Origin of the sequence: Rhodovulum bhavnagarense (assembly GCF_004343505.1) — a bacterium.
Classification (GTDB): Bacteria; Pseudomonadota; Alphaproteobacteria; order Rhodobacterales; family Rhodobacteraceae; genus Rhodovulum; species Rhodovulum bhavnagarense.
Map to the genome: position 1 here is coordinate 1 of NZ_SLXU01000022.1, position 22,825 is coordinate 22,825.

General features: G+C 65.1%; 26 protein-coding genes and 3 pseudogenes. 15 read left to right on the forward strand and 14 right to left on the reverse strand.

The window, feature by feature from the left end; all coding sequences use genetic code 11:
- Positions 1–145: 145 nt before the first annotated feature.
- A complete protein-coding gene (locus EV663_RS14325) occupies positions 146–850 on the forward strand; it encodes a restriction endonuclease subunit S (protein WP_132953052.1) in 705 nt (234 codons plus the stop codon).
- 25 nt (positions 851–875) lie between these two features.
- Here EV663_RS14325 and EV663_RS14330 read toward each other — a convergent pair.
- The 6 genes and pseudogenes from EV663_RS14330 to EV663_RS14355 all read right to left on the reverse strand — a co-directional run.
- Positions 876–1,202: pseudogene (locus tag EV663_RS14330) on the reverse strand (transposase domain-containing protein); the annotation flags it as partial.
- Between the two features lie 85 nt (positions 1,203–1,287).
- Complete coding sequence (locus EV663_RS14335) at positions 1,288–1,584, reverse strand: hypothetical protein (RefSeq protein WP_132953054.1); 297 nt, start codon at positions 1,582–1,584, stop codon at positions 1,288–1,290.
- Positions 1,584–3,215: an IS66 family transposase gene (gene tnpC, locus EV663_RS14340; protein WP_132953056.1), complete on the reverse strand. Its 1,632-nt coding sequence runs from the start codon at positions 3,213–3,215 to the stop codon at positions 1,584–1,586. Before tnpC ends, EV663_RS14335 begins: the two co-directional genes overlap by 1 nt.
- Before the next feature lie 63 nt (positions 3,216–3,278).
- Positions 3,279–3,626, reverse strand: a complete 348-nt coding sequence (gene tnpB / locus EV663_RS14345) for an IS66 family insertion sequence element accessory protein TnpB (RefSeq protein ID WP_132953058.1) — start codon at positions 3,624–3,626, stop codon at positions 3,279–3,281.
- Positions 3,623–3,991, reverse strand: a complete 369-nt coding sequence (gene tnpA, locus EV663_RS14350; RefSeq protein WP_132953060.1) for an IS66-like element accessory protein TnpA — start codon at positions 3,989–3,991, stop codon at positions 3,623–3,625. Before tnpA ends, tnpB begins: the two co-directional genes overlap by 4 nt.
- 57 nt (positions 3,992–4,048) lie before the next feature.
- The gene (locus EV663_RS14355; RefSeq protein WP_132953062.1) at positions 4,049–4,240 is read right to left on the reverse strand and encodes a transposase; all 192 of its coding nucleotides are present in this window, start codon (positions 4,238–4,240) and stop codon (positions 4,049–4,051) included.
- A gap of 170 nt (positions 4,241–4,410) precedes the next feature.
- Between EV663_RS14355 and EV663_RS14360 the strand changes: the two genes are divergently transcribed.
- The gene (locus tag EV663_RS14360) at positions 4,411–4,992 is read left to right on the forward strand and encodes a DNA resolvase (RefSeq protein WP_132953064.1); all 582 of its coding nucleotides are present in this window, start codon (positions 4,411–4,413) and stop codon (positions 4,990–4,992) included.
- Positions 4,993–5,096: 104 nt separating this feature from the next.
- On the opposite strand, the gene EV663_RS14365 is transcribed toward EV663_RS14360, so the two are convergent.
- The gene (locus tag EV663_RS14365; RefSeq protein ID WP_132953066.1) at positions 5,097–5,729 is read right to left on the reverse strand and encodes a hypothetical protein; all 633 of its coding nucleotides are present in this window, start codon (positions 5,727–5,729) and stop codon (positions 5,097–5,099) included.
- 56 nt (positions 5,730–5,785) lie between these two features.
- A complete protein-coding gene (locus EV663_RS14370) occupies positions 5,786–6,889 on the reverse strand; it encodes a site-specific integrase (RefSeq protein WP_132953068.1) in 1,104 nt (367 codons plus the stop codon).
- A gap of 187 nt (positions 6,890–7,076) precedes the next feature.
- Here EV663_RS14370 and EV663_RS14375 point away from each other — a divergent pair, with 187 nt between their 5' ends.
- The 3 genes from EV663_RS14375 to EV663_RS14385 are packed head-to-tail and all read left to right on the forward strand — an operon-like array spanning position 7,077 to position 8,262.
- Positions 7,077–7,727, forward strand: a complete 651-nt coding sequence (locus tag EV663_RS14375; protein WP_132953070.1) for a hypothetical protein — start codon at positions 7,077–7,079, stop codon at positions 7,725–7,727.
- Positions 7,728–7,738: 11 nt separating this feature from the next.
- The gene (locus EV663_RS14380; RefSeq protein ID WP_243697977.1) at positions 7,739–7,984 is read left to right on the forward strand and encodes a hypothetical protein; all 246 of its coding nucleotides are present in this window, start codon (positions 7,739–7,741) and stop codon (positions 7,982–7,984) included.
- Positions 7,981–8,262, forward strand: coding sequence for a hypothetical protein (locus EV663_RS14385; protein ID WP_132953072.1), 282 nt, complete (start codon positions 7,981–7,983; stop codon positions 8,260–8,262). Before EV663_RS14380 ends, EV663_RS14385 begins: the two co-directional genes overlap by 4 nt.
- On the opposite strand, the pseudogene EV663_RS14390 reads toward EV663_RS14385, so the two are convergent.
- Both EV663_RS14390 and EV663_RS14400 read right to left on the reverse strand, forming a co-directional pair.
- Positions 8,184–8,393 (reverse strand): annotated as a pseudogene (locus EV663_RS14390) (IS66 family transposase); the annotation flags it as partial. The gene EV663_RS14385 and the pseudogene EV663_RS14390 sit on opposite strands and share 79 nt — an antisense overlap.
- Positions 8,394–8,647: 254 nt before the next feature.
- Positions 8,648–9,184, reverse strand: coding sequence for a hypothetical protein (locus tag EV663_RS14400; RefSeq protein WP_132953076.1), 537 nt, complete (start codon positions 9,182–9,184; stop codon positions 8,648–8,650).
- A 166-nt stretch (positions 9,185–9,350) separates the two neighbouring features.
- Between EV663_RS14400 and EV663_RS14405 the strand changes: the two genes are divergently transcribed.
- Positions 9,351–9,902, forward strand: a complete 552-nt coding sequence (locus EV663_RS14405) for a lysozyme inhibitor LprI family protein (protein WP_165910206.1) — start codon at positions 9,351–9,353, stop codon at positions 9,900–9,902.
- On the forward strand, positions 9,899–10,504 hold the full coding sequence (locus EV663_RS14410; RefSeq protein ID WP_132953080.1) for a hypothetical protein: 606 nt from the start codon (positions 9,899–9,901) through the stop codon (positions 10,502–10,504). Before EV663_RS14405 ends, EV663_RS14410 begins: the two co-directional genes overlap by 4 nt.
- A gap of 13 nt (positions 10,505–10,517) precedes the next feature.
- Here the strand turns inward: EV663_RS14410 and EV663_RS14415 are convergent, their stop codons facing one another.
- Positions 10,518–11,111, reverse strand: coding sequence for a DUF4893 domain-containing protein (locus EV663_RS14415; protein WP_165910207.1), 594 nt, complete (start codon positions 11,109–11,111; stop codon positions 10,518–10,520).
- 143 nt (positions 11,112–11,254) lie between these two features.
- Between EV663_RS14415 and EV663_RS14420 the strand changes: the two genes are divergently transcribed.
- Positions 11,255–12,037, forward strand: a complete 783-nt coding sequence (locus EV663_RS14420; RefSeq protein ID WP_132953084.1) for an AAA family ATPase — start codon at positions 11,255–11,257, stop codon at positions 12,035–12,037.
- A 286-nt stretch (positions 12,038–12,323) separates the two neighbouring features.
- Positions 12,324–12,602 (forward strand): annotated as a pseudogene (locus EV663_RS14425) (transposase); the annotation flags it as partial.
- 601 nt (positions 12,603–13,203) lie between these two features.
- Here the strand turns inward: EV663_RS14425 and EV663_RS14430 are convergent.
- Together EV663_RS14430 and EV663_RS14435 are read right to left on the reverse strand one after the other, a co-directional pair.
- Entirely contained in the window at positions 13,204–13,740 is a 537-nt protein-coding gene (locus EV663_RS14430) for a hypothetical protein (protein ID WP_132953086.1), read from the reverse strand.
- A 118-nt stretch (positions 13,741–13,858) separates the two neighbouring features.
- Positions 13,859–14,731, reverse strand: a complete 873-nt coding sequence (locus EV663_RS14435; protein ID WP_132953088.1) for a universal stress protein — start codon at positions 14,729–14,731, stop codon at positions 13,859–13,861.
- Between the two features lie 140 nt (positions 14,732–14,871).
- On the opposite strand from EV663_RS14435, the gene EV663_RS14440 reads away from it, so the two are divergent.
- The 6 genes from EV663_RS14440 to EV663_RS14465 all read left to right on the forward strand — a co-directional run bounded on the left by EV663_RS14440 (position 14,872) and on the right by EV663_RS14465 (position 22,487).
- The gene (locus tag EV663_RS14440; protein ID WP_279432550.1) at positions 14,872–15,087 is read left to right on the forward strand and encodes a helix-turn-helix domain-containing protein; all 216 of its coding nucleotides are present in this window, start codon (positions 14,872–14,874) and stop codon (positions 15,085–15,087) included.
- 11 nt (positions 15,088–15,098) lie between these two features.
- The gene (locus tag EV663_RS14445; protein WP_207904444.1) at positions 15,099–16,820 is read left to right on the forward strand and encodes a cation:proton antiporter; all 1,722 of its coding nucleotides are present in this window, start codon (positions 15,099–15,101) and stop codon (positions 16,818–16,820) included.
- Positions 16,817–19,573, forward strand: a complete 2,757-nt coding sequence (locus tag EV663_RS14450) for a cation-transporting P-type ATPase (protein WP_132953092.1) — start codon at positions 16,817–16,819, stop codon at positions 19,571–19,573. The genes EV663_RS14445 and EV663_RS14450 overlap by 4 nt, the downstream gene beginning before the upstream one ends.
- A gap of 368 nt (positions 19,574–19,941) precedes the next feature.
- Positions 19,942–21,204, forward strand: coding sequence for a hemolysin family protein (locus EV663_RS14455; RefSeq protein ID WP_132953094.1), 1,263 nt, complete (start codon positions 19,942–19,944; stop codon positions 21,202–21,204).
- 736 nt (positions 21,205–21,940) lie between these two features.
- On the forward strand, positions 21,941–22,207 hold the full coding sequence (locus EV663_RS14460) for a type II toxin-antitoxin system ParD family antitoxin (protein ID WP_132953096.1): 267 nt from the start codon (positions 21,941–21,943) through the stop codon (positions 22,205–22,207).
- Positions 22,194–22,487 (forward strand): type II toxin-antitoxin system RelE/ParE family toxin, encoded by a 294-nt coding sequence (locus EV663_RS14465; RefSeq protein WP_132953098.1) that lies wholly within the window; start codon positions 22,194–22,196, stop codon positions 22,485–22,487. Before EV663_RS14460 ends, EV663_RS14465 begins: the two co-directional genes overlap by 14 nt.
- Positions 22,488–22,508: 21 nt before the next feature.
- Here the strand turns inward: EV663_RS14465 and EV663_RS15665 are convergent, their stop codons facing one another.
- Complete coding sequence (locus tag EV663_RS15665) at positions 22,509–22,673, reverse strand: hypothetical protein (RefSeq protein WP_165910208.1); 165 nt, start codon at positions 22,671–22,673, stop codon at positions 22,509–22,511.
- Positions 22,674–22,825: the final 152 nt, after the last annotated feature.

Genomic DNA, 22,825 nt, shown 5'->3' on the forward strand with positions numbered 1-22,825 from the left:
GGCTCCGCGCCCGGCGCGCTTGTCCAACCCGAAACCGAACACTATCAACCCCAAGGACTCTCGTTATGAACGAGGGACGACCGGGGGGCAGGTCAGAAGCAGAGATCGCAGGTCTGCTGCAGGAGGTGGTCGATTGAGAGACATAATGACGCTCGCCAGTCCGCCTGACTGGAAACTCTATCGACTTGGGCAACTGTTCCGCGAACGCAAGGAGAAGGGTAGCGACAAGGATTTCCCGCCCCTGTCTGTGACGATGGGCGGGGTCGTTCCGCAACTCGAAACCGCCGCCAAGACCGATGACGGCGATAACAGAAAGGTGGTTCGCGTCGGCGACTACGTGATCAACAGTCGGTCGGACCGAAAGGGGTCTGGTGGCATCTCCGAACACGAAGGATCAGTCTCGCTGATCAGTATCGTGCTTGAACCACGCAACATCGATCCTCGCTATGCGCACCACCTCCTGCGTTCTCCCGCATTCCAAGAGGAGTTCTATCGCTGGGGACACGGCATCGTCGCAGACCTCTGGACGACACGTTACGCCGATATGAAGAATATCCGGTTGCGTGTCCCCGACCTCGCGACCCAACGCCAGATCGCCGACTTTCTGGACCGTGAGACCGCAAGAATAGACCTGCTGATCGAGAAAAAGCAGCGGTTGGTGGCGCTGCTGGGGGAGAAACTCGATCGGACCGTTCGAGCATATCTTTCCGGCGAAACAGACTACCCCAATGAAGACCAACATTGCGCAACTGGTATCCGGTATCTTCCCGCTGCGCCGAAACACTGGTCGGTCGAAAAGGTCGGATGGCGCTACGAGATTCAGTTGGGGAAGATGCTGGACAGTGTGTAAGCGGTGTCTGAAGGGCACTTGGGTTTCAGCTTGACGGCTGGAAGTTCCAAGGAAGCAACTCGTCGATGCGGTGTTGCGGATGTCCGGCCGCAATGGCTTCGAGCGTAGCCTTGAGATAGGCGAAAGGCTCGATGGCGTTGATCTTGGCGGTCTCGATCAGGGATGCGATGCGGCCCCATGCCTTGCCCCCCTCGTCATGACCGGCGAACAATGCGTTTTTCCTGTTCAAAGCAATCGGCCTGACCAGATTTTCGACCTTGTTGGAGTCGATCTCGACGCGTCCGTCCGTCAGGAAAGTCTGCAAACCATCCCAGTGTCGGTGGATGTAGGCAAGCTTCTCAGCCTCTGGCGCGGGCAAAACAAGTTCGCCATCCTTGGCCAGCCGCCGCCATCCCGACAGGTGGTTCGGGCGAAGGTTATACGTAAGCCCCCGGTTTTTACCGCAGCGGCTGGTCCTTGACGCGGGCGATGATGTCGGGTTCGGCGACGAAGTCTTCGAGGAAGCTGTGCCACTCTTCGACGGACAGGCGTGCGGATGCGAGCATGTCGCGCAGCTCTTCGATGCCGTCGTCGGTCAGCGCCTTGATGTAGTCGTCTGGCCCGATCTGGACGCTGACGATGCTGCCATAGGTGAGATTGTCGTCATTGCTCACGATGGCCTCGAGCAGGTCGGGGTCTTCGCCCCATTGGCTGGCGACATAGGCGAGGGCGCAGACATAGGTCGTGTCGGCCATCACGCTGCCTCGCTGTTCGGCTGGTCTGCGGGCGTCCAGTTCCATGGAAGCAATTCGGCCAGCCGGTTGAGCTTGTGATCGTGGATACGGTCGAGGAGATCGGCGAGATAGGCCTGCGGGTCGAGGCCGTTCATCTTGGCCGTCTCGATGATCGTCATGGCACGGGCCAGGGTTTCGCCGCCGGTGTCGGACCCTGCGAAGAGCCAGTTGCGGCGGCCGACGCCGATCGGGCGCATGCCGCGTTCGGCGGCATTGTTGTCGATGGCCACACGGCCGTCCTCGAGGAACAGGCAGAAGGAGTCCCACCGGCCCAGACCATAGCGGAAGGCCTTGGCGAGGTCGCTCTTGCCGGGAATGCGCGTCAGTTGCTTTTCGGCCCAGGCGCGGAACGCCTCGACCTGCGGTTTGCTCTTGTCCTGGCGGACGGCATGCCGAACCTCGGCCGGCTGGCCTGCGATCTGACGCTCGATGTCGTAGAGCCTGCCGATCCGGTCGAGCGCCTCCCTGGCGATCTCGGATTTGTCCGAAGTCCACACGTCATGGAAGTCGCGCCTGAGATGCGCCCAGCACGCCGCCTCGCGGAACTGCGCGGCGCCGTCGGCCCGAGGCGCGTAGAGATCTTTGAACCCGGAATAGGCATCGGCCTGCAGGATACCGCTGCTGTGTTTCAGGTGGTTCTGCGGATGCTTGCCCTTCCGGTCCGGCGAGAAGCGATAGGCCGCACCAGGTGGCGCCGTGCCCGCCCATGGCCGCTGATCGCGCACATAGACCCAGATGCGCCCCTGTTTGACACCCTTGCCCAGCCCCTTGTTTTTCTGCGACCGGTCGAGCACACGGATCGGGGTATCGTCGGCATGCAGAATGTCGCTGGCCATGACCGCCTTCTCGATCAACTCGATCACGGGATGGAGCGTTTTCATCGCCCGCCCGCACCAGTCCACCAGCGTCGTGTCGGGGATGTCGGCGCCCATCCGGGCGAAGATCTCGTTCTGGCGGTACAAGGGCACATGATCGTCGAATTTCGAGACGAGAATGAAGGCCAACAGGGACGGCCCGGCCATGCTTCGGGGGATCGGTCGGCTGGGCGCCGGTTCCTGCACCATCTTTTCACAGCGCCGGCAAGATTTCTTGATCCGCGCGATCTCGATCACCTTCAGCCGGGCCGCAATCATGTCGAGAAGCTCGCTGACGTCTTCTCCGACCACCCGCAATTCCCCGCCGCAGTCCGGACAGGTATCGCCAGGGTCGAGTTCGTGGCGCTCGCGCGGGGTCGTGTCGGAGACGCGGGGACGGCGGCGAGGTGTCTTGCCGTCCTCCTGGTTTGTCGACGTCGCGGCCGTGTCGTCCTCGCCGGGATCGCTGTCCTCGGGCGGCGTTGTCTCGGCCTCGGCCATTGCCACCTGCAAATCCTCGAGGGCCAGTTCCAGCTGTTCGATCTCGCGCTCGATCTTTTCCGAACTCTTACCGAAGGCCTGTTTCTTCAGCTTGGCGATCCGCAGACGCAGCGCCTGGACCAGCAGGTCATGGGCGCGCAGCGTGGCCGTCATCTGCGCGTTTTCCGCCCGCAGGGCGGCAATCATCGCCTTGAGAACGGCGGGATCATCAGGCAAATCGGGGGCGGAAGTCGACATGCCCGTGTCTACCATGTCACCCCGGGAATTGCCATAAAAACAAGGAAAAACAGACGGGTAAAATCAGCCCACCCGCGCCGGCGGCGCGCCCCAGTCCGGCCGGCGCCAGTCGATCCCCTCCCACAACATGGCCAGTTGCGCCGAGGTCAGCCGCGCACTTCCTGCCGTCGCGCTCGGCCACGGAAACCGCCCCCGTTCCAGAACCTTGTAATACAGGCAGAAGCCCTGGCCGTCCCAGTACAGCAACTTGATCCTGTCGCCGCGGCGCCCACGGAACGCGAACACCGCCCCGCTCGCCGGCTTCTGGCGGAGAACGTCCTGGACAATCGCCGAAAGCCCCGCGATCCCTTTCCGCATGTCGGTCACCCCGCAGGCAAGATAGACCCGGACGCCCGTGCCTGGACCGATCATGCCTTTTCCACCGCCCGGATCAGCCGGGTCAGCACCGCGGCCTCCATCGCGCTGTCGAACCGGAGACACCGGCCACCCACCAGACGGAGTTCCACCGGAACGGACGGCACCGTTTCCGGGCCGGGCGCCATATCCTCGATGGCCGGGAGGTCGACCGGCAGAAAGATCGCGCCCGCATCTGGCGACCACAGACCCTTCTTCTTCAGTTCGTGCCGCCAGGCGTAAACCTGCTGCCGGCGCACCTCGTGACGCTGCGCCACCTGCGTCACCGTCGCCCCGTCGATCCCGACCGACGACACAATCGCCAGCTTCTCCTCATCGCTCCACCGCCGCCGGCGTTCGATCCCAAGCACCTCGCCCCGCATGACCCCTCCACGTAAGAGACGTCATTTGCGACGTCGCTATGCACGTGTCTTAGGCGATCACGCCACATTCAGGCAGGCGGTGCAAATCGGGGGCTTACGGTTATACTTGCGCGCAACGTCATTCACCGTTGCTCCAGGCACCAGCGTTTCTGCCACGATCCGCGCTTTCACACGATCTGGCCACCGTCGGCTCCCGGTCCGTGAGACCTCAACGCCCAAACGCGTGAGAAACTCGTTCGTAGTCTCCATGGCGAAACTCACCTCCTGTTATCCAACAGGGCGTGAGTCTCAAATCACAAGGATCAAGAGAAGGTGGGCGCCACACAGCGCTTACAAAGAAGTACGGCTGTTCGGGGGCCCGGAACAGGGGAACCTGCGCAAACCGGGCGCTGATTTCCCGGACGGCAGTAGAACGGCGCGTGCTGGAAGGGCTCAAGCATGAGTTGATGCATCCAGACCTGGTCCGAGAATTTGTCGAGGCATTCCGGAAAGAGATGCGGCGGGAGCGACGTGCGACTCAGGCGACCCGCGAGGCGCAAAAGCGGCGTCACGGGCAGGTCCTGACCGAGATCGATGCCATCGTGAGCGCCATCACCCAAGGCATGTTCCATCCGAGCATGAAGGCGAAGATGGACGCGCTGGAGGCGGAACGTGCGGAGCTTGAAGCGAAGCTGGCAGCGCTGCCGGAGACCGAGCCTGTTACGCTGCATCCCCGCTTGTCGGATATTTATTCCCGGAAGGTCATGGACCTGACCAAGGCTCTGAACGACCCTGAGGCGCGGGCGGAGGCGGCGGATCTGCTGCGTGGTCTTGTATCGGAAATCCGGCTGATCCCGGATCCGGACGCGGAAGACGGTCACGCGATCGAGCTTTTCGGGGATCTTGGGTCTATTCTTGCGTTTTCTCGGGACGGGACCGCCAAACCCCGCCGTTTTACGGGCGGGGCTTCGGAACCGATGGTTGCGGGGGTAGGATTTGAACCTACGACCTTCAGGTTATGAGGCAACCCGACGGGGCCGGAATAGCTTCGTGAAATCCGCTTCTTAGGCGTTTTTCTCGCTCATAACGTCATTCGCGTGTCGCACGGAGCAGACGGGAACGGACGTCAATTGGTACTGATTTCGTTTGCATGAGGCTCATACTGGTTCACCAGAACAGCGGTTTTCAGGTCGCCGCCGCGCGCATTGAACCGCGGAGCAAACCCCTCGATCAGAATTGCCTCAAACGAAGCCAGCAGAAGATTCAGTTCGCTTTGCTCCTGCGGCTTGAACTCCCACTTTGGCGAAAGACGCTTTTCGTCCTCTTTGACTTTCTTAAGGTTTAACTTCTCGGTTTCGAGAAAGCCAAACCACGAAAACAGACTCCATCCGTTCCGATACACACCCTGGCGATGCATGTTGAGCCTGTCGCCAATGGCTTGCCCTCCCGCTGAATCTTTCCTAGTCAAGCCAGCCTGGCCTGCGTAGACGGGGTGCAGCGCATCGTCATATAGGACATAGACGCCCTTCTGACCCCAGAAGTTCATCTGAAGCTTTTGCCGGTCAAAGTTCGCGGCTATCCGCCCCTTACCCAACCACCCTTTTGGTTGACCCAAAATGTGTTTTGACGACCAATCGACAAGATCCTTACGCCAATAGAGCCCATAGAACTTGATAAATCCCGCATCGCCGACCGGGACATCTCGGGCCAGCGCCTCTTCCGTATTTTCGTCAGTTTGGGCCTCGGGCGTGGCGTTCATGGCTGCTACTCAAATGCGGCGGTCATTGACCTGTGTATCGCCCCAGCACTTGGGTGTCACCCCAGCAGCTTGGCCTCGACCTCGGCCATGGCGTTCTGGTGGTCGGGCGACGGGAACAGGTGGCCGTAGCGCTCCATGGTCATCTGGATCGAGGAGTGGCCCGCGAAGGTCATCACCTCCTTGATCGAGAAGCCCTGCTCGATCCAGAGCGAAACAGCGAAGTGGCGCAGGTCGTGCCAGCGCAGCTTCACACCGACCTGCTCCTGCAGTTTCCGGAACCGGGACTGCGTGTTGGTGTGCTGGAGGACGCCGCCGCGCGGCGCAGGGAAGACCAGCCCGAGGTCGCTCTTCGGGCAGCGCAGTTTCCAGCGGCGCAGGGCGTTCAACACCATCGGCCCGGCGGGGATGTCGCGATAGCCCGCGCGCGATTTCGGCTCGCCCATCTGGTTGTAGGCGTCGGCGCGCTGGCGCACGTGGATGAAGCCCTGCTCGAAATCCACGTCCTGCCAGCGCAGGCCGCGCAGTTCCGAAGCGCGCAGGCCGGTCAGCGCCGAGACGATCAGGTGGGGTTTGAAGTCCTCCTCCGCCGCCTCGATCAGCGCGCGGATCGTCTCCTTCGACGGCACCGGCGCCTTGTAGTCGATCCGGCTCGACTTGATCACCCGCACGCCCTGCGCGGCGTTGGTGAACAGCTGGCCGTTGTCGATGGCGTGGTCGAGCAGCAGCTTCAGCACCGAGAGCGCGCGCCGGGTCAGATGCTCGGACCGGCCGTTCAGCAGCAGCCGGTCGCGGAACTCGTTCACATGGCGGCGGGTCAGCTGGACGATCAGCTTGTCCCCGATCCCGACCTCGGGAACCGTGATGTGCAACCGAACATAGTCGCTGTAGCCGCGGAGGGTAGACCGCTCCATCCGCCGTCCCGTCTTGCACCGCACCTCGCAATGGTCGAGCCACGCCTTGGCGGCGTCGGCCACGGTGATGCTCTCGCTGTCGGCCAGATAGGTGTTGTTGGCGACCAGCGAGCGGACCTTCACGAGGTAGACGTCGGCGTCCTTCCGGCGCGGGAACAGCTTCGAGCGGCGCTTGCCGGCCTGGTCGGTGAAATCCACCTGCCAGCGCACCAGGCCCGAGGGCAGTGTTCGCTTCCGGATCGTCGCCATCCGATTTTCCCTATTCCTGACAATGCGTTGAGCATCGTCAGCCTTCCGCATTGCCATCCTTCGCGCGGCATAGCGAGGCGAAACCGACCGCCTCGGAAGCCAGTAATGGATTTTTAGTCCGAAACCCTCTTGTGCGCCAGAGGTTTTGAACTTAAAGTCTGAAACAAGCTCAGGAGACCCCGCCGCGATGGCAAAACTCAGCGACCTCATCCCCACCCTCGCGCAGGTGCTGCCGATGCCCGAGCAGACGGTGTCGGTGATCGCGCGCGCGCTGCGGAAGGAGCGGCTGATCTCCACCGGCGGGCGCGGGCCCGGCGCGGCCGACATGACGCCCGAGGATTGCGCTCGGCTGCTGCTCGCGATCATGGCGGCCGATCAGGTGAAGGACGCGGTCGAGGTGTCGCAGCGGTTCTGGGACTTCCCCGTCGAGGACCTGCACAGCCAGGACACCATGCCCGAGGACGAGCAGGACGCCTGGCTCCCGCTACCCGAAGCCATGCGGGCGCTGACGCAGGTCAGGACATTCGGGGAGATGCTGGCCGGGCTGATCGCGGCGGCGCGGGACGGTGCGCTCGATGCGGCGCTCGGCGGCGTGATGCTCCCCTTCATGAAGATCGAGGTCGAGCGGCGGTTCCATACCGCGTCCGTCTCCCTCGCCGGGTCCAGCGACGGGCTGCTGCCCGACCGGACCGTGATGATCGCGAGCTTCGCGCCTCCCAAGGCGCAGCTGCGCAAGCTGATGGAGGCATCCGGATTTCACGAGGGCGGCGATGCGATGGTCACGTTCGCCGTCAGTCAGAGAACGATCATCGCGCTCGGCGCGCTGATCCGCACCTAGGAGGACAGGACATGCAGGAGCATTTGCGGGCTGGACCCGCCACAGGAGAGGTTTGCCCGACGCTTGCCGACGATCTGCTGCGGGGCGCCGACGCCATCGCGATCTTCGTCTTCGGCGACGCGAAGGAAAGGCGGAAGGTCTACTACTACGCCAGCGAGGCCAAGGTGCGGATGCCGACGTTCCGGATGGGCAACGTGATCTGCGCGCGCAAATCAAAGCTCATCGACTGGATCGAGCAGCAGGAGGCCGCGCGATGAGCGATTTCAACATCCCGCTCTCGACCGACGATCATGTGGTCATCGGCAATCGCCTCCGTGAGTGCCGTGACGCACTGATGCACGTCATGACATCGGCGGTGCCCGGCACCCGGACCTATCAGGAGGCCGACCGGTCCCTCGCCGCGCTCGACCGGCTCCGCGCCGAGCTCGAGCACGATCTGCGGGGCACCACGAGGGCGATGGGTTTCGACAGTTTCTGGCGGACGGCCCGGCGGGTTTCGGGGTCGCGGCCGCAGATTTCCTTCTCGATGGCGTAGAGCGATGCGATACGCCGGATCATCTCCTCGCAGGTCGACGAGGGCGTGTCCTTGCTGAACGTGACGAAGCGGCGTCGCCAGTGCGTCCAGCAATAGGCGATGGTCCATGGCTTCGCGGTCTGCTTCGGATCGCCGCCCGCATGGACTGCGAAAACCGGGTACCTGCATGTCCGGATGTCGTCGAAATCGCTGCCAGCGGCGAAGGCGTCTGCGATATGGGGATCGTTCTCGAGGAGGAGGATGGCGCGCTTTACCTGCGCGATCGCGATGGTTATCTGATCTGGGGGACATATGCTCTTGCGCTCAACACGTCCGTCTGGCTCCGAAACCGGGATCGGGCTGTTCCCGCGGAGTAGCCATCGTGTCCCGGTTGTACCGAGTGCACTCAGACCAAGTTGGCGGGAGCCTCGCTCACTATGCAATCGCGGGAGCGTCCGGCTTGCAGGATCGGTATCACGACCGCGAGGTTGACTAGGGCGATACCTATCGGCAGGAGTAGCGGCACGACTGTGCCGCCTGTGATCAGGGACCAGCCTGCGCCCAAAAGGATAGCGACTGAGGCGACCACACCGATCCACGCCGCCACCTGTTGACGGCGGTTTGGCCCGAGACGGAGCGGCGTATCGGGTGCCACTTGCGCCACGTGCAAGATCAGCGACCTCAAAAAATCTGCGGCCGCTTCAGGGCCAGAGGGCGGAACATGCCGCAGCTGTTTGGTCTGCCCGCCAGTGGTCTGGAGTTCGAGGATGGTACGTCGTCCGTCTTGCCTGGCGATGCGTATCGTGGCAATGTCCCCGTATGCGATCCGGGTGACCTGTACGCCGTTCAAGATCTCGACATGGTGATCTGTCAATCGACAGGTTACGCGACCAGCAAAGAAACCGATACGCGCGTCGATCTGATTTTGGGGCGTCTCGGACATCGTGGGGAACCTTCGGGACAGTTTCGATCCTGAATACCGCAGGTAGTCGCGCGGACCAAGCGGTAGAACCGGGGACAGATGCCGCGAAAAAAATAATCTTCAGGCTGTTGATCTTTTTCTTCGGATGCCAAAACTGCCCACATCTGGCGTGAGAGGACCAATGCGGATGACGATCTCAATCACCAAAACTCTCGCCATGAAAGGCATCTTGGGGCCGAGTGTACTGGCGGCCGGGCTGATCGCAGGCGCAGCCGCCGGGGCGGAGCCGGTGTTCACGCCCACGGCGACCGAAGCTTGCGTGAACGAGGCCTACAGGACCTCGCCGGGCCTCTCGGGTCACGCGGTGCTCGATTGCGTCGGGCGCGCGGCGGGTGCCTGCATGATGACACCGGGCGGTGATACCACCGTGGGCATGATGGTCTGTCTCGACGGCGAGTTGGGATATTGGGATGCCCGGCTGAATGCCGCCTATGCCGGGCGCATCGCAGTTGCGCGGGAGCAGGATGCCGAGATGCGAGAGATCGGCTCGGCCGCGTCTTCCATCGAGGAGAGCCTGCGCGCGATGCAGCGGGCGTGGATCCCGTTCCGGGATGCGTCCTGCCTCTACGAGCAGGCGCAATGGATGGGCGGCACGGGCGGCGGACCGGCCACGCTGGCCTGCCACATGCACGAGACCGCACGGCAGGCGCTGAAACTCGAAGGCTGGTGGGGACAATGATCCGGACCGGCCTGACTGCGCTCGGTCTCGTGCTTGTCTTGCCCGCACCGGTTCTGGCGGACACGCCCAACCGTCCGCCGGTGCCGGGCTGGCAAACCGACACGGCGACCTGCGCCTGGTATTGGCGCGAAGGCGGCGGCATCGGGCTCTGGGCCGAGACCTGCGTCTTCAACGACGCGACATGGCGGGTGGTTTGGGATGAGGAGCGCAATGCCTTCGTGACGCAGGGCGGGGATATGGTCATGGGCATCGCGGTGCAGGAATTTGGCCTCCCGCCCGGATCGGGCCTCACCGCCCTCATCGATTTGTTGACAGTCTCCGGCTATCTGCAGCCGGAGGCCCCCTGCGCGTGGAACCCCATCGCCCCACGTCCCGCACAGTCGAGCATGGCCTTCCACGTTCTCGCACCTACCGACCCTGCCGCGCTTGCGCCGACCGCCACGGGAGAGGTCCCCGACCCGCTCTGCGGGCCCTATGGAGCCTCCAGCCACGGGGTCCGGTACTTCCTCACCGATCAGCGCTGGCCGGACCGGGCGATCTTCGTCGAGGAGGGGCCGGAACGTCCACTGTTCGACCCGTCGAGCATCACGCTTCTGCCGTAGGCGCTGCCGCCTCTCAGCGGACGAATTCCAGAATGTCGAAACTCGTGTCGCCAAGAGGTGCCGGGAACTCGAGCCGCAAACGGCCGTCGTCCAGCCGGGTCAGGATCGCGATCTGGTTGCGCGAAGGGTCCTCTCCGAACCAGATCGGCGCCTCATCGGCGGCCTGCCGCGCGCCGAGATAGAGTAGCCGGTCCTCGCTCAGGCGATAGAGCCTGCCCATGGTGCGCTCGGCCCCCTCAGTCTTCCGGATCACCCAGCCCGCGCCGTCGTCGAAGATCCGGCATGAAAACCGTTCATACACTGTCACCGCCGGTTCGCCGCCGAGCTTGAGGAACCGGCAGCGCCAGTCGCCGCTTGGGTCGTAGCCGTCATCGAAAGACAGAGCCTGACCCGCTAGCACCTGCGCGAGCGTCGCCCCGGCCGCCGCATCGGCCTCGGCGGTGGCCGCCGCGAGCGCCGCCGCCCGGCGCGGGTCGAACTCCGCAAGGATCCGGTTATCCTCGTCCGACATCAGGCTGACGATCGCACCATCCGCGAAAGCCGGGGCGGCCATAGTCGCACCGGCGAGCGAGAGCGCCAAAGCGCGGGCTTTGACCCGTCTGTTCATGAGCAAGCCTTCTCGATCATTTGTCTCGCGCAGAGTATGACTTGGGCGAGGGACGCGCACAAGTTGGCCAGCTCCCGTTTCGGCTGGAGTTCGGCGAAATGGCCGAACGGTGAACATCCTCGAGGACCGTACGTGGAGGCTGCATGGGCACGCGACGAAAACCCGGAACTGGACTGCCCGCACCCTATCTCAGGCGGATCAGCTGGGCGAGGCCAGATGATCCGCGCCCGAAGGACTATCCGTTTTCCCTGCCGTATCTCGACGATCCAGGCTGGAACGTGGAATTCACGACGCCGGTGACCATCATCATGGGTGAGAACGGATCCGGAAAATCGACTCTGATCGAGGCCATCGCCGGTCTGGCCGGCTATGACGAAACCGGTGGTGGGAAGGGGTATCGGCCTGTCGATCATTCCACCGCAATTGCCGTGTCGGGAACTCAGCTCGCCGAACACCTGCGCGCGGCGTGGTTGCCGAAGATCACGGCCGGATGGTTTTTCCGGGCCGAGACCTTCTGGGCGGTGGCGCGCTATCTCGATGATCTGCCCGGTGGCGGGCCCGACTTTCTGTCCCATTCGCACGGCGAGGGGTTCCTGCGGGTATTCGGTGAGCGGTGCCGCGCCCAAGGCCTTTACCTGATGGACGAGCCGGAAAGCGCCCTGTCACCGGCCGGACAGATGGACCTCGTCGAACTGCTCGCCGACATCCAGGAGACGGGGTCAGCCCAGGTGATCCTTGCGACCCATTCCCCGATCCTGATGGCCGTTCCGGGCGCTCGCCTTCTGCAAGTGACACGCTTGGGCCTCGCGGATATCGCGCTGGAGGAGACCCGGCATTTCAAGCTCTACCGGGCCTTCTGTCAGGATCCTCACGGCGTAATCGCAGAGGAATTGAGGGAACGCCGTGTAGAGCGTGAAGCAGATTAGACCCGGCCATGCTCAAAATCGTCCGGTCGATCCGGCCGGAGCTGATCATCCGTGCGCCCCGGTGCCACATGCTCTTCGACTGATCAGATGGAGACTGCACAACGCGGCGCTGATCGGTCCTCCGCGCTGTTTCAGCGCCTCTTGGCCGGTTGGGTGAAGCGGATCCGCGGCGTGATGCAGGCGGCGGGCCATCTTCTGTGCAGGCGCATCGCAATCAATAAATTGGACCTGTCGCGGTTTGATGCCGCTCCTTTGATAGCATTTACTGCGACAAAGGAGACGAACTATGAGCACGGTAAGAACGGATGAATTCCGCAAAGAGGCGGTGCGGATTGCGCTGACCAGCGGGCTGATACGGCGGCAAGTTGCGGATGATTTGGGCGTTGGGCTTTCGACCCTGAACAAATGGGTGAACGCGCACCGCGACACGGATGTGGTATCGCCCGAGGATCGCGAGCTTGCGCGGGAGAACGAACGGCTTCGGCGCGAGAACCGCATCCTCAAGGAGGAGAGGGACATCCTAAAAAACCGTTCCGGGCCGCAGCCCGCCTGTGCGCGGTATAAACAGCCTGTGCTATGCTGCGCTCGAAGGGCAGTTGCCGATGGCTTATTGGTGGGCTGGACCCCGTTAAAAAACGTGGCACATCCGCCACGCCCTGCCACGACACCAACCCGACGTTGGTGAACCATTATAGCACGGGGGAACGACGAAGCAGCGCGGGCAACCGCGGGGCCCATCTCGATGCACGCCGCGCCTCGTCCGAACGGCGGCAATGCGCAGGTAACTGCCTTTTCGACGTTCCAGCGTAGTCCCGAAAGCGGACTCCCGTCTGTGCAGTGAGCGGCCATTCCGAGCCCGACTGGACGTCGTTGCATCGTGCTAAAATGGGCACGATCGGCGGCTGTCTGACACATCCGCCGGGAAGAAACGGCCGGGAACGGAACCTCGGTCCCGCATCCGGCCACCGCATCACGGAGTCCATTTCCTGCCTCGACCGCGTGCGCTGCAAGAATGACCGATCGGACTTGCGCAATGCCGGGCCTTGCGTCCGTGTCCAAGCTCACCGGTCTCGGTGACGGGATCGCCATGCAAGGCACCGCGAAAGCCGTTTTCGCCGCCGGATTTTCACGTTGAAAGCGGGCGCAAGCCTGCTCCGGGGCCCAAGCTACATCTGGTCGCGCCAGTAGGAATAGAGAACCCCGGAACTGACAACGATGCCGAGCATGCCGAGGATGCTCAGGACCTCGCCGAGCCAGGATAGCAACGGCCATTCGGGCAGGACGAGTCCCGTCAGGAGCAGCGCGATGCCGCCAGCCCCAAGCAGCGCAAAATCGCGCACCATCGCCGCCGGGCTGCGCCAGTTGCGGCGAAGCAGCGAGCGCAGCACGGACGAACCGGCGGACAGGCCACGCTGCCTGGACGCTGGGGAACCGCGGACCGAGAGTTCGCCGCGCCGGACGGGGCGCGGCGCGATCTCGACCTTCCGGCTCTTGGTAAGACGGGTTCGGCGCGGAATCCAGCACCGGACGGACCCGGGCTTGCGCAGATACGCCAGCACAAGAAAACCGGCCGCCGCCGCCAGGAGCACCAGAACGGGCAGTGCCGGGCCGATCAGGAGGCCGGACAGGAAAAGAAGGTATGCGGACAGCGCCAGAAGCGCGCCAAGGCCTCCGCGTCCGAAACGATCGCGTCCCGACGGCATGATACGGTTCCCTCGTCGATTGCAATGGTTGTGACTGGAGATGGTCGTCGACCCGACGCGCCGCGAGCGGCAGGTTGACGCGGCCCGGGACTTTGTCCGATTGCCGCAGAAGGGGCTTTCAGGGTACCCGATCGGCGTGGGACGGCGGTACCGCCAGGACATCGACCTCGGCGCTGCGCAGAACGTTGCGGGCGACGCTGCCAAGAAACACAGCTTCCAGCCCGCTGCGGCCTTGGGTGCCGACGACGACAAGGTCGGCCTGCATCTCACGGACCGCGTCCAGGATCTCGGCCGCGGGAACGCTGCCCTGGTGGCGGGTGACTTCCATCATCGGCGCATGGGGGAAGGCCCGGAGGAACTCGGACAGCGCGCGGGCGGCCGCTTCGCCGGTTTCGGCGAGATGGGCGTCATGGCCATCGGTTGGGATCGCGTGAGCCCGCATCATCCGCGCTTCGTGGGCGCCAAACACATGCAGCGCCGAGGCGCGCGCGCCCGGTGCGAGGCCAAGCTCGGAATAGCGCCGGATTGCCAGGCGCGACCCGTCCGACAGGTCGGTCGCCAACAGCGCGTGCCGGTAGGGGCCGACGGGCGGGGCGTTCACCATCAGCACCGGGCAGCCAACCGAGCGGATCGTCCGTTCCGCCGTGGTGCCCACGAACACGTCGTGCAACAGCCGCCGCCGGTGGGGGCCGAGCACCAGGAGGTCGGGGGCAATTTCGTCTGCCGCCTGCACAATCCCGGCGAAGGGATCGGCCATCACCACCCGGGCCGCGCAGGTCACGCCGTCCGCCTCACGAATCGTGGCGGTCTGTTCCCGCAAGAGTCCCGCCGCCGCCTCGCGTTCGGCCTCGACGATGCGGACCGCCTGATCGTCGTCGACCACATGGACGAGCGACAGGCCGGCGCCGGTCTGCCGGGCCAGCAGCGTCGCGCGCCGAAGCGCTCGGTCCGAGCGTTCGGAGAAATCGGTCGCGACCATGATGGTCTTCATGTCGTCTCCTTCACGCCCCCGGCGCGCCTTCCGTTCGGCGGCGAAAGATGGTGAGCGTCGTCATTTTGCGCTATCTTACGCTACATGACTAGAAACCGCGTGGAAAGTTGTTCATCGTGCCATTGCAACAGTATCGCAACGTGAAGGAGGTTGCCGACATGCTGAAGGTCAGCGAGGTGACCGTCCGGCGCTGGATCAGGGACGGCGAGTTGCGCGCCATCGACATCGGCAAGGGCTGGCGGGTCGGCACGAACGATCTGGGTGCGTTCCTCAGGGCGCACGAGACGCGGCCCGCAGAGCCATCGGTGGCGCAATACCCCCCAGGCGCCGACGCGGGACGAACCGAACAGACCTGACAGGAGACGGGATGGACGCGCTGCTTCACTCGCCTTTCGGAGAAGTCGCGGCGCTGCTGGTCATGGCCGCGGTCATGGGTTTCGTCGGGATCATCCTGCGCCAACCGCTGATCGTTAGCTTCATCGCGGTGGGGCTGGTCGCAGGTCCCTCGGCGCTGGACGTCGTGCGGTCGGACGCACAGATCGACCTTCTGTCGCAGCTCGGCATCGCGGTGCTTCTGTTCCTCGTGGGCATCAAGCTGGACGTCAAGCTGATCCGGTCCCTCGGGGGCGTGGCGGTGATGACCGGGCTGGGCCAGGTCGCGTTCACCTCGATCTTCGGCTACCTGATCGGGCTCGCGCTCGGGCTGGACCATGTCACCAGCCTTTACGTGGCGGTGGCGCTGACGTTCTCGTCCACGATCATCATCGTCAAGCTCTTGTCGGACAAGCGCGAGATCGACAGCCTGCACGGGCAGATCGCCCTGGGCTTCCTGATCGTGCAGGACCTGGTGGTGGTGCTGGCGATGATCGTGCTCTCGGCCATCGGCATCGGCGCCGCGGCGGATGGCCATGGCGGCGGCTCGGTCCTCACCGTACTGGTCTCGGGCATCGCCATGGTGGCGCTCGTGATCGGGTTCGTACGCTATGTCGCCGACCCGCTGACCGAGCGGCTGGCGCGCGCGCCGGAACTGCTGGTCATCTTCGCGATCGCGCAGGCCGCGATCTTCGCCGCGATCGGCGATTTCGTCGGCCTCGGCAAGGAGGTGGGCGGGCTTCTGGCGGGCGTCTCGCTGGCCTCGACCCCCTATCGCGAGACCATCGCGGCCCGCCTCGCGCCCTTGCGCGACTTCCTGCTGCTGTTCTTCTTCATCGCGCTCGGCTCGGCGCTCGACCTCTCGCTTCTGGGCGCCCATGTGACGGGCGCGATCGTGTTCTCGCTCTTCGTGCTGATCGGCAACCCGCTGATCGTGCTGGCAATCATGGGGGCACTGGGCTACCGCGCGCGCACCGGCTTCCTCGCGGGCCTGACCGTCGCGCAGATCAGCGAGTTTTCCCTGATCTTCGTCGCGATGGGCGTCTCGCTGGGCCATGTCGCGCCGGACGCGCTGGGGCTGGTGACGATGGTCGGCCTCGTGACCATCGCGGCCTCGACCTACCTGATCACCTATTCGCACGAGCTATACCGGGTGTTCGAGCCGGTCCTGGGCGTTTTCGAGCGAAGGGGCACGCCGCGCGAACCGCACGGTTCCGGCGAGGCGGCGAAGGACGGCTATCCGGTGCTGCTCTTCGGCCTGGGTCGGTTCGGAACGGCCGTCGCGGTGCGCCTGCAGAAGCGGGGCGTCAAGGTGCTGGGCGTCGATTTCAACCCGCAGGCGGTGCGCCGCGCGCGGGCGCTGGGGCTCCGGGCGAAATACGGTGACGGGACCGACGCGGAATTCGTCTCCGACCTGCCGCTGCCACGGGCCGAGTGGATCGTCTCGACCGTGCCGATCCATCCGATGGGCCTGAGCCACGAGGACACGCGGCGAACGCTGATCCAGCTGGCCCGCGGGGCGGGATTTACCGGGCGCATCGCGGTGACCTCGCATAGCGCGAAGGACACCGAGGACCTGTTTGGCGCGGGCGCCGACCTCGTGCTGGAGCCGTTCCAGGACGCCGCCGACCGGGCCGTGGAGTTGATATCGGGCGCGCCCGAGGAAGACCGCACCGAGATCCCGGATATCCGGGGAGAGGAGCCGCAAAGCACATGACCGAACATCTGCCGTTCCGGGCCGAGACCGCCGGAGAGGGAACCGAGGCGGCGCCGGAGTCGCCCCACGCAATCACCGCCGAAGCGACGCTCGACGCCGTCGGCGGGCGCCGCGACGGACTGACCTCCGAGGACGCCGCGCGCCGGTTGGCGGCGCATGGCGCCAACTGCCTGCCCGAACCGCCGAGACGCAGCGCGGTTCTGCGATTCCTGCTGCAGTTCGACAACGTGCTGATCTACGTCCTGATCGGCGCGGCGGCGGTGACGGCCGGGCTGCAGCACTGGGTCGATACCGGCGTGATCCTGGCCGTGGTGATCGTCAACGCGATCATCGGCTTCGTCCAGGAGGGCCGGGCAGAACAGGCGATGGACGCGATCCGGGGGATGCTGGCGCCGCGCTCGGCGGTGCTGCGTGACGGACGGCGGGTCAGCGTCGATGCGGCAGACCTGGTGCCCGGCGATATGGTGCTGGTGGAGGCGGGCGACCGGGTGCCCGCCGACCTGCGGCTGGTCGAAGCGCGCGGGCTGCGCGCCGAAGAGGCGATCCTGACCGGCGAATCCGTGCCCGTGGACAAGGGCACAGAACCCGTCGCCGCCACAGTGCCACTGGGCGACCGCACGCCGATGTTATTCTCGGGAACGCTGATCGCCACCGGGACCGGGCGCGGCGTGGTCGTAAAGACGGGTGCGGACACCCAGATCGGCCGGATCAGCGGAATGCTGGCCGAGGTCGAGACGCTGACTACCCCGCTCGTCCGCCAGATGGACATCTTCGCCCGGTGGCTGACGGTGTTCATCCTGCTGGTGGCGGGCTGCCTGCTGGCCTATGGCTATTTCGTCGGCCATCTGCCCTTTGCCGAGCTGTTCATGGCGGTCGTGGGCCTGTCGGTCGCAGCGATCCCCGAGGGCCTTCCGGCGGTGCTGACGATCACGCTCGCGGTGGGTGTCCAGGCCATGGCCCGGCGCAACGCCATCGTCCGCCGCCTGCCCGCGATCGAGACGCTGGGCTCGGTCTCGGTGATCTGTTCCGACAAGACCGGCACGCTGACCCGGAACGAGATGATGGCGGCCACGCTCGCCGCGGCAGAGCATGTCTATTCGGTCGGCGGCAATGGCTACGCCCCCGAGGGCGCGGTGCGCTGGCGCGAGGCCGACGCCCAGCCCGACGAGCACGCGGTGCTGATGGAATTCGCCCGCGCCGCGGGGCTGTGCAACGACGCGATGCTGCATGCCCATGACGCCGGCTGGCGGGTCGAGGGGGACCCGATGGAAGGCGCGCTGATGGCGCTGGCGGGCAAGATCACCCGCGAGGGCGCCGAGCCGTTCGGCCAGTGGACGCGCACCGACGCGATCCCGTTCGACGCGGCGCATCGCTATATGGCCGTGCTGCACCACGACCACGAGGGCCACGCCTGCATTCAGGTCAAGGGCGCCCCCGAGGCGGTACTGGCGATGTGCACCGATCAGCGCGCGGCGCATGGCGGGACAGAGCCGCTGGACGCGGACCACTGGCACCGGATGGTGGACGACCTCGCCGCCGAGGGGCAGCGGGTGATCGCGGTGGCCGTCCGCGCGGTGGCGCAGGATCACACGGTCCTGAACACCGCGGATCTGGACGGCCATCTCACGCTGATCGGGCTGATCGGCCTGATCGACCCGCCGCGCCCCGAAGCCATCGAGGCCGTGGCCGAGTGCCACGCGGCGGGTATCCGCGTGAAGATGATCACCGGCGACCACGCCGCCACCGCCCGCGCCATCGCCGAGCGGATCGGCCTGAAGAACCACGACACGGTTCTGACCGGTGCCGACCTCGAGGCGATGGACGACGCCGCGCTGGCCGAGGCTGCGGTCGAGACCGACATCTTTGCCCGCACCTCGCCCGCGCACAAGCTGCGCCTCGTCACCGCGCTTCAGGCGCGCGGTCTGACCGTCGCGATGACCGGCGACGGGGTCAACGACGCGCCCGCCCTCAAGCGCGCCGATGCCGGGATCGCGATGGGCCTGAAGGGAAGCGAGGCCGCCAAGGAGGCCGCCGAACTGGTGCTGGCCGACGACAATTTCGCCTCGATCGCGGCGGCCGTGCGTGAAGGACGCACGGTCTACGACAACATCAAGAAGGTCATCAGCTGGACCCTGCCCACGAATGCGGGCGAGGCCATGACCATCGTGATCGCGCTCTTCGCGGGTCTGGCGCTGCCGATCACCGCGGTCCAGATACTCTGGGTCAACCTGATAACGGCTGTCACCCTGGGCATCGCGCTGGCCTTCGAGCCGTCCGAACCCGGCACCATGCGCCGCCCGCCCCGGCCGCGCGAGGAACCGCTTCTGACGGGCGCGCTCGTCTGGCACATCGTGCTGGTTTCGACGCTGTTCCTGGTGGCCGTCTTCGGGATCTTCTTCTACGCCGTCGACCGCGGCTATCCGCTGGCACTCGCGCAGACCTTGGCGATGAACATGCTGGTCGTGCTGGAGATCTTCCACCTGTTCTTCATCCGGAACATTCACGGTACCTCGCTGAGCTGGGCTGCCGCAAAGGGCACGCGAATCGTCTGGGCCTGCATTGTCGCCGTGACCGCCGCGCAGTTCGCCGTCACCTATTTCCCACCCTTGCAGGCGGTGTTCGGCACCGAGCCCGTGCCCCTTGTGGACGGGGTCCTTATCGTCGCCATCGGAGTGCTGTTCTTCGCACTGATCGAGACCGAGAAGCAGATGCGGCTGGCGTTCCGGCGGTCCGGCCAGGCGACCCCGAGCTGAGGCACCGGGCCGTCCGTGCGGGTCAGCGGGCGGTGTATCCGCGGCCTCGAGGATGTCGAGGATCGCGATCTGCGCGCCGCCTCTGCCATCCGCTCGACTCAGGCCCGACCGATGCCAAGGCTGCCGCCGGTGACGATGATCAGCTTGCCTTCAAGACGTTTCATGCCGGTTCTCCGTTCCGGCCGCCGGTGTCATTGTCGGGTCGCCCCGACGGGCGGTTTGGCGAGCGCACGGTGATCGAGATCGGCGTGACGCTGCGTTGATCGGCGGAGGTCATGCGGAAAACGCCCGATGCGCCTGCGGCGCTTGCAGGCTACAATTGCGCTGTCATCCTCCGCGTCATGGGGTGCATCTGTCTGGACCCATTCATGTTTCTCGAGATCGTACTCGTCCTGCTACTGATCGGCGTGAACGGCCTGCTCGCGATGTCCGAGTTGGCGGTCGTCTCGTCGCGGCCGGCGCGGCTGAGAGCGCGCGCCGAGCGTGGCGACCGCGGCGCCGGGATCGCGCTCGACCTGGCGGAAGACCCAGGAAAATTCCTGTCGACCGTCCAGATCGGCATCACGCTGGTGGGCGTGCTCGCGGGCGCCTTCTCGGGCGCCACGATCGGTTTGCGGCTGGCCGAGGCGCTCCCGCAATTCGGCGTGCCGGAGGCCGCGGCGACCGAGGTCGGGGTCGGCCTTGTCGTCGTCGTCATCACCTACCTGTCGCTGATCGCCGGCGAGCTCGTCCCAAAGCAGATCGCCCTGGCCGCACCGGAGCGCGTGGCCAGCGCCGTCGCACCGGCGATGCTGTTGCTTTCGCGCATCGCGGCGCCGGTGGTCTGGCTGCTGGATCGCTCGGGCAAGCTCGTTCTGCGCCTTGTCGGCCAGTCGGGCCGGCGCGAAACCTCCATCAGCGACGAGGACATCCGTTCGATGCTGTCCGAGGCCGCTGGCGCAGGTGTCATCCACCGGGCCGAAAAGGAGCTGATCGGCGGCGTGATGCGATTCTCGGACCGTCGCGCGCGGGGCCTGATGACGCCGCGCCATGACGTCGAGATCGCGCTGCTGTCCGAAACCCGCGCCGACATCCTCGCGCGCTTCCAGGCGTCGGGCCACTCTCGACTGCCACTCCGGCGGGACGGGCCGGACGATATCGTGGGCGTGCTCCACAGCCGCGATCTGCTCGCCACGAGCGACGACAGCTTCGATGCGCTGGCGCTGATGCGTCCGGCCCCGGTGATCCAGGAGAGGCTGCCGGCCCTCGACGTGATCGACCGGCTGCGCAACTCTCCCTGCCACATGTTGCTCGTCTACAACGAATACGGCCACTTCAAGGGAATCGTCACGCCCATGGACGTGCTCGGCACGATTGCTGGCGGCTTCGACGAGCCCGGATTCGCCGAACGCGGTGACGGCTCGCTGTTCGTCGCGGGCTGGGTGCCGGTCGATGAACTCGAGGACCGCCTCGGGCTGACGATCCGGAGCCGTCGGGCCGCGGAAACCGTGGCGGGGCTTGTGTTGGAGCGCCTCGGCGAAGTGCCCGGTTGCGGGCAGAGCGTTGTTGTCGGCGGCTGGCGCATGGAAATCGTCGACATGGACGGATTGCGGATCAAAAAGCTGATCGTCCAGCGCAACAAGTCGGCCTGAACGCCAGGTGTGGCCGCGAGACCTTGCCGCTGAGAGGGGTTCTCGAAATGCCGGAGCGAAAATCGGACTTGTCGCCAACGCCAAATGCGGAATCCTGCTGCCGGCGAGCCGTCGGGATGACCTGACATGCGCATGAGCAGGCATCGCCGGAGAGAAGACCAGACGGCTGGTGACGTCGAAGCTTCGGTCGGACGCGGCAGGAAATGCCCGCTCCCGGCGCGCCCCCCCCCGGCGCGGTTGTCGCTAAACGTACGCAGCCGCCATTCAGCAGGCGATCTCGGAGAAAGCCGCAACCTGCAATTCCACTGCCCGGTCGGCCAAGGTCAGCTAATGCGGTTTGAATCCTGGAGCGGCGCGTCCGCTTAGGGCTGGACCCAGTCATCTGATGGTTTGTGTCAGGTATTCGCAAGACCCCGCGATGTGCGGTGCAACAGCTGCGTGATTTCGCAGGCGCAGCGAATGGCTGGAATGACGGGCCGCGCCGCGGCGGAGCGAGGCGGTGGTCAATGGCCGGAACGGGCCGAGCACGACGCTGCACTTGCGAAGTGGCATTCCGTGCTGCGGCCAACCTGAATGTCGCTGATGGGCTCAATGCGCCAGCAGCCAAGGCCACAACCCAGACGTTTCTGTCCCGATCAAAAACGACCGTTTCTGACATTCCGCATGAGATAAGCGTAAGAGCTCTTGAGCGAGGCGTGTATGATCTGTTATGATCAGTTATAAAGGAGGCCTGCCCATGTCCAGACTGACCATCTCCATGCCCGACCAGATGAATGAGTGGGTCGAGTCGCAGATCGCGGCAGGCCGCTACGGTAACGTCAGCGAGTACTTCCGGGACCTGGTACGGCGTGACCAGGAGCGCAGGGAAGCGGCCGTGGCCGAACTCCGTACCATGTTGGAGCGCGCGGAAGCGAGCGGGGTCTCCGATCACGCGTTCCCGGATATCTTGGAGGCGGCGCGCCGGGAGGCCCGGCAAAAGGGTCTGCTTCGTGACGAAAATTGACTTCACGCGCGACGCCGAGCGGGACCTGATCGATATCTTCCTCTACGGGATCGAACATTTCGGCCCAGCTCAGGCTGAGCGGTACGCGAAGACGCTCTACGCCAAGATCGAGATGGCGGCGGAGCATCCGGATTTCGGAGCGGATTACGGTTTCGTTGTCGAGGGCGTTCGCAGGTACGTGGCCGTGTCCCACACCATATACTACCGCTCCACAGAGGCAGGTATTCTCGTGCTGCGCGTCCTGCACGGCAGGATGGATCCGGCCCGTCACCTCGGGTGACCAGCTCAGAACCTCACACTCTCAGGTAATCCGGATGGCGGTCCCGAAGCCGGTGACGTTCGCGGCGCCGAGCTCCCGGGCCCTCAGGCGCAGCCCGTCCCGGCAGGCCGCCATCGCCACCCCGAAATCGGGCGCGTTGAGAAAGCCCTTGGTGGACACCCCGACGGCGGCGACCACCTCGATCACCTCGTGTGGCCGGTCAAGGGCCGGTCCCCCGAGGTCATGGGTATGCGGCGGTTCTCAGTAAGCGTCGTCTGACGGTCACCCGGCTTTCAGCTTGACGGCCGGAAATTCCACGGGAGCAGTTCGTCGAGCCGGCTTTGGGGATGGCCGTTCGC

Coding starts and splice junctions, on each gene's coding strand:
- EV663_RS14325 (WP_132953052.1), top strand. CDS start 146: ATGACGCTCGCCAGTCCGCCTGACTGGAAACTCTATCGACTTGGGCAA.
- EV663_RS14335 (WP_132953054.1), bottom strand. CDS start 1,584: ATGGCCGACACGACCTATGTCTGCGCCCTCGCCTATGTCGCCAGCCAA.
- tnpC (WP_132953056.1), bottom strand. CDS start 3,215: ATGTCGACTTCCGCCCCCGATTTGCCTGATGATCCCGCCGTTCTCAAG.
- tnpB (WP_132953058.1), bottom strand. CDS start 3,626: ATGATCGGTCCAGGCACGGGCGTCCGGGTCTATCTTGCCTGCGGGGTG.
- tnpA (WP_132953060.1), bottom strand. CDS start 3,991: ATGCGGGGCGAGGTGCTTGGGATCGAACGCCGGCGGCGGTGGAGCGAT.
- EV663_RS14355 (WP_132953062.1), bottom strand. CDS start 4,240: ATGGAGACTACGAACGAGTTTCTCACGCGTTTGGGCGTTGAGGTCTCA.
- EV663_RS14365 (WP_132953066.1), bottom strand. CDS start 5,729: ATGAACGCCACGCCCGAGGCCCAAACTGACGAAAATACGGAAGAGGCG.
- EV663_RS14370 (WP_132953068.1), bottom strand. CDS start 6,889: ATGGCGACGATCCGGAAGCGAACACTGCCCTCGGGCCTGGTGCGCTGG.
- EV663_RS14375 (WP_132953070.1), top strand. CDS start 7,077: ATGGCAAAACTCAGCGACCTCATCCCCACCCTCGCGCAGGTGCTGCCG.
- EV663_RS14380 (WP_243697977.1), top strand. CDS start 7,739: ATGCAGGAGCATTTGCGGGCTGGACCCGCCACAGGAGAGGTTTGCCCG.
- EV663_RS14385 (WP_132953072.1), top strand. CDS start 7,981: ATGAGCGATTTCAACATCCCGCTCTCGACCGACGATCATGTGGTCATC.
- EV663_RS14400 (WP_132953076.1), bottom strand. CDS start 9,184: ATGTCCGAGACGCCCCAAAATCAGATCGACGCGCGTATCGGTTTCTTT.
- EV663_RS14405 (WP_165910206.1), top strand. CDS start 9,351: ATGACGATCTCAATCACCAAAACTCTCGCCATGAAAGGCATCTTGGGG.
- EV663_RS14410 (WP_132953080.1), top strand. CDS start 9,899: ATGATCCGGACCGGCCTGACTGCGCTCGGTCTCGTGCTTGTCTTGCCC.
- EV663_RS14415 (WP_165910207.1), bottom strand. CDS start 11,111: ATGAACAGACGGGTCAAAGCCCGCGCTTTGGCGCTCTCGCTCGCCGGT.
- EV663_RS14420 (WP_132953084.1), top strand. CDS start 11,255: ATGGGCACGCGACGAAAACCCGGAACTGGACTGCCCGCACCCTATCTC.
- EV663_RS14430 (WP_132953086.1), bottom strand. CDS start 13,740: ATGCCGTCGGGACGCGATCGTTTCGGACGCGGAGGCCTTGGCGCGCTT.
- EV663_RS14435 (WP_132953088.1), bottom strand. CDS start 14,731: ATGAAGACCATCATGGTCGCGACCGATTTCTCCGAACGCTCGGACCGA.
- EV663_RS14445 (WP_207904444.1), top strand. CDS start 15,099: ATGGACGCGCTGCTTCACTCGCCTTTCGGAGAAGTCGCGGCGCTGCTG.
- EV663_RS14450 (WP_132953092.1), top strand. CDS start 16,817: ATGACCGAACATCTGCCGTTCCGGGCCGAGACCGCCGGAGAGGGAACC.
- EV663_RS14455 (WP_132953094.1), top strand. CDS start 19,942: ATGTTTCTCGAGATCGTACTCGTCCTGCTACTGATCGGCGTGAACGGC.
- EV663_RS14460 (WP_132953096.1), top strand. CDS start 21,941: ATGTCCAGACTGACCATCTCCATGCCCGACCAGATGAATGAGTGGGTC.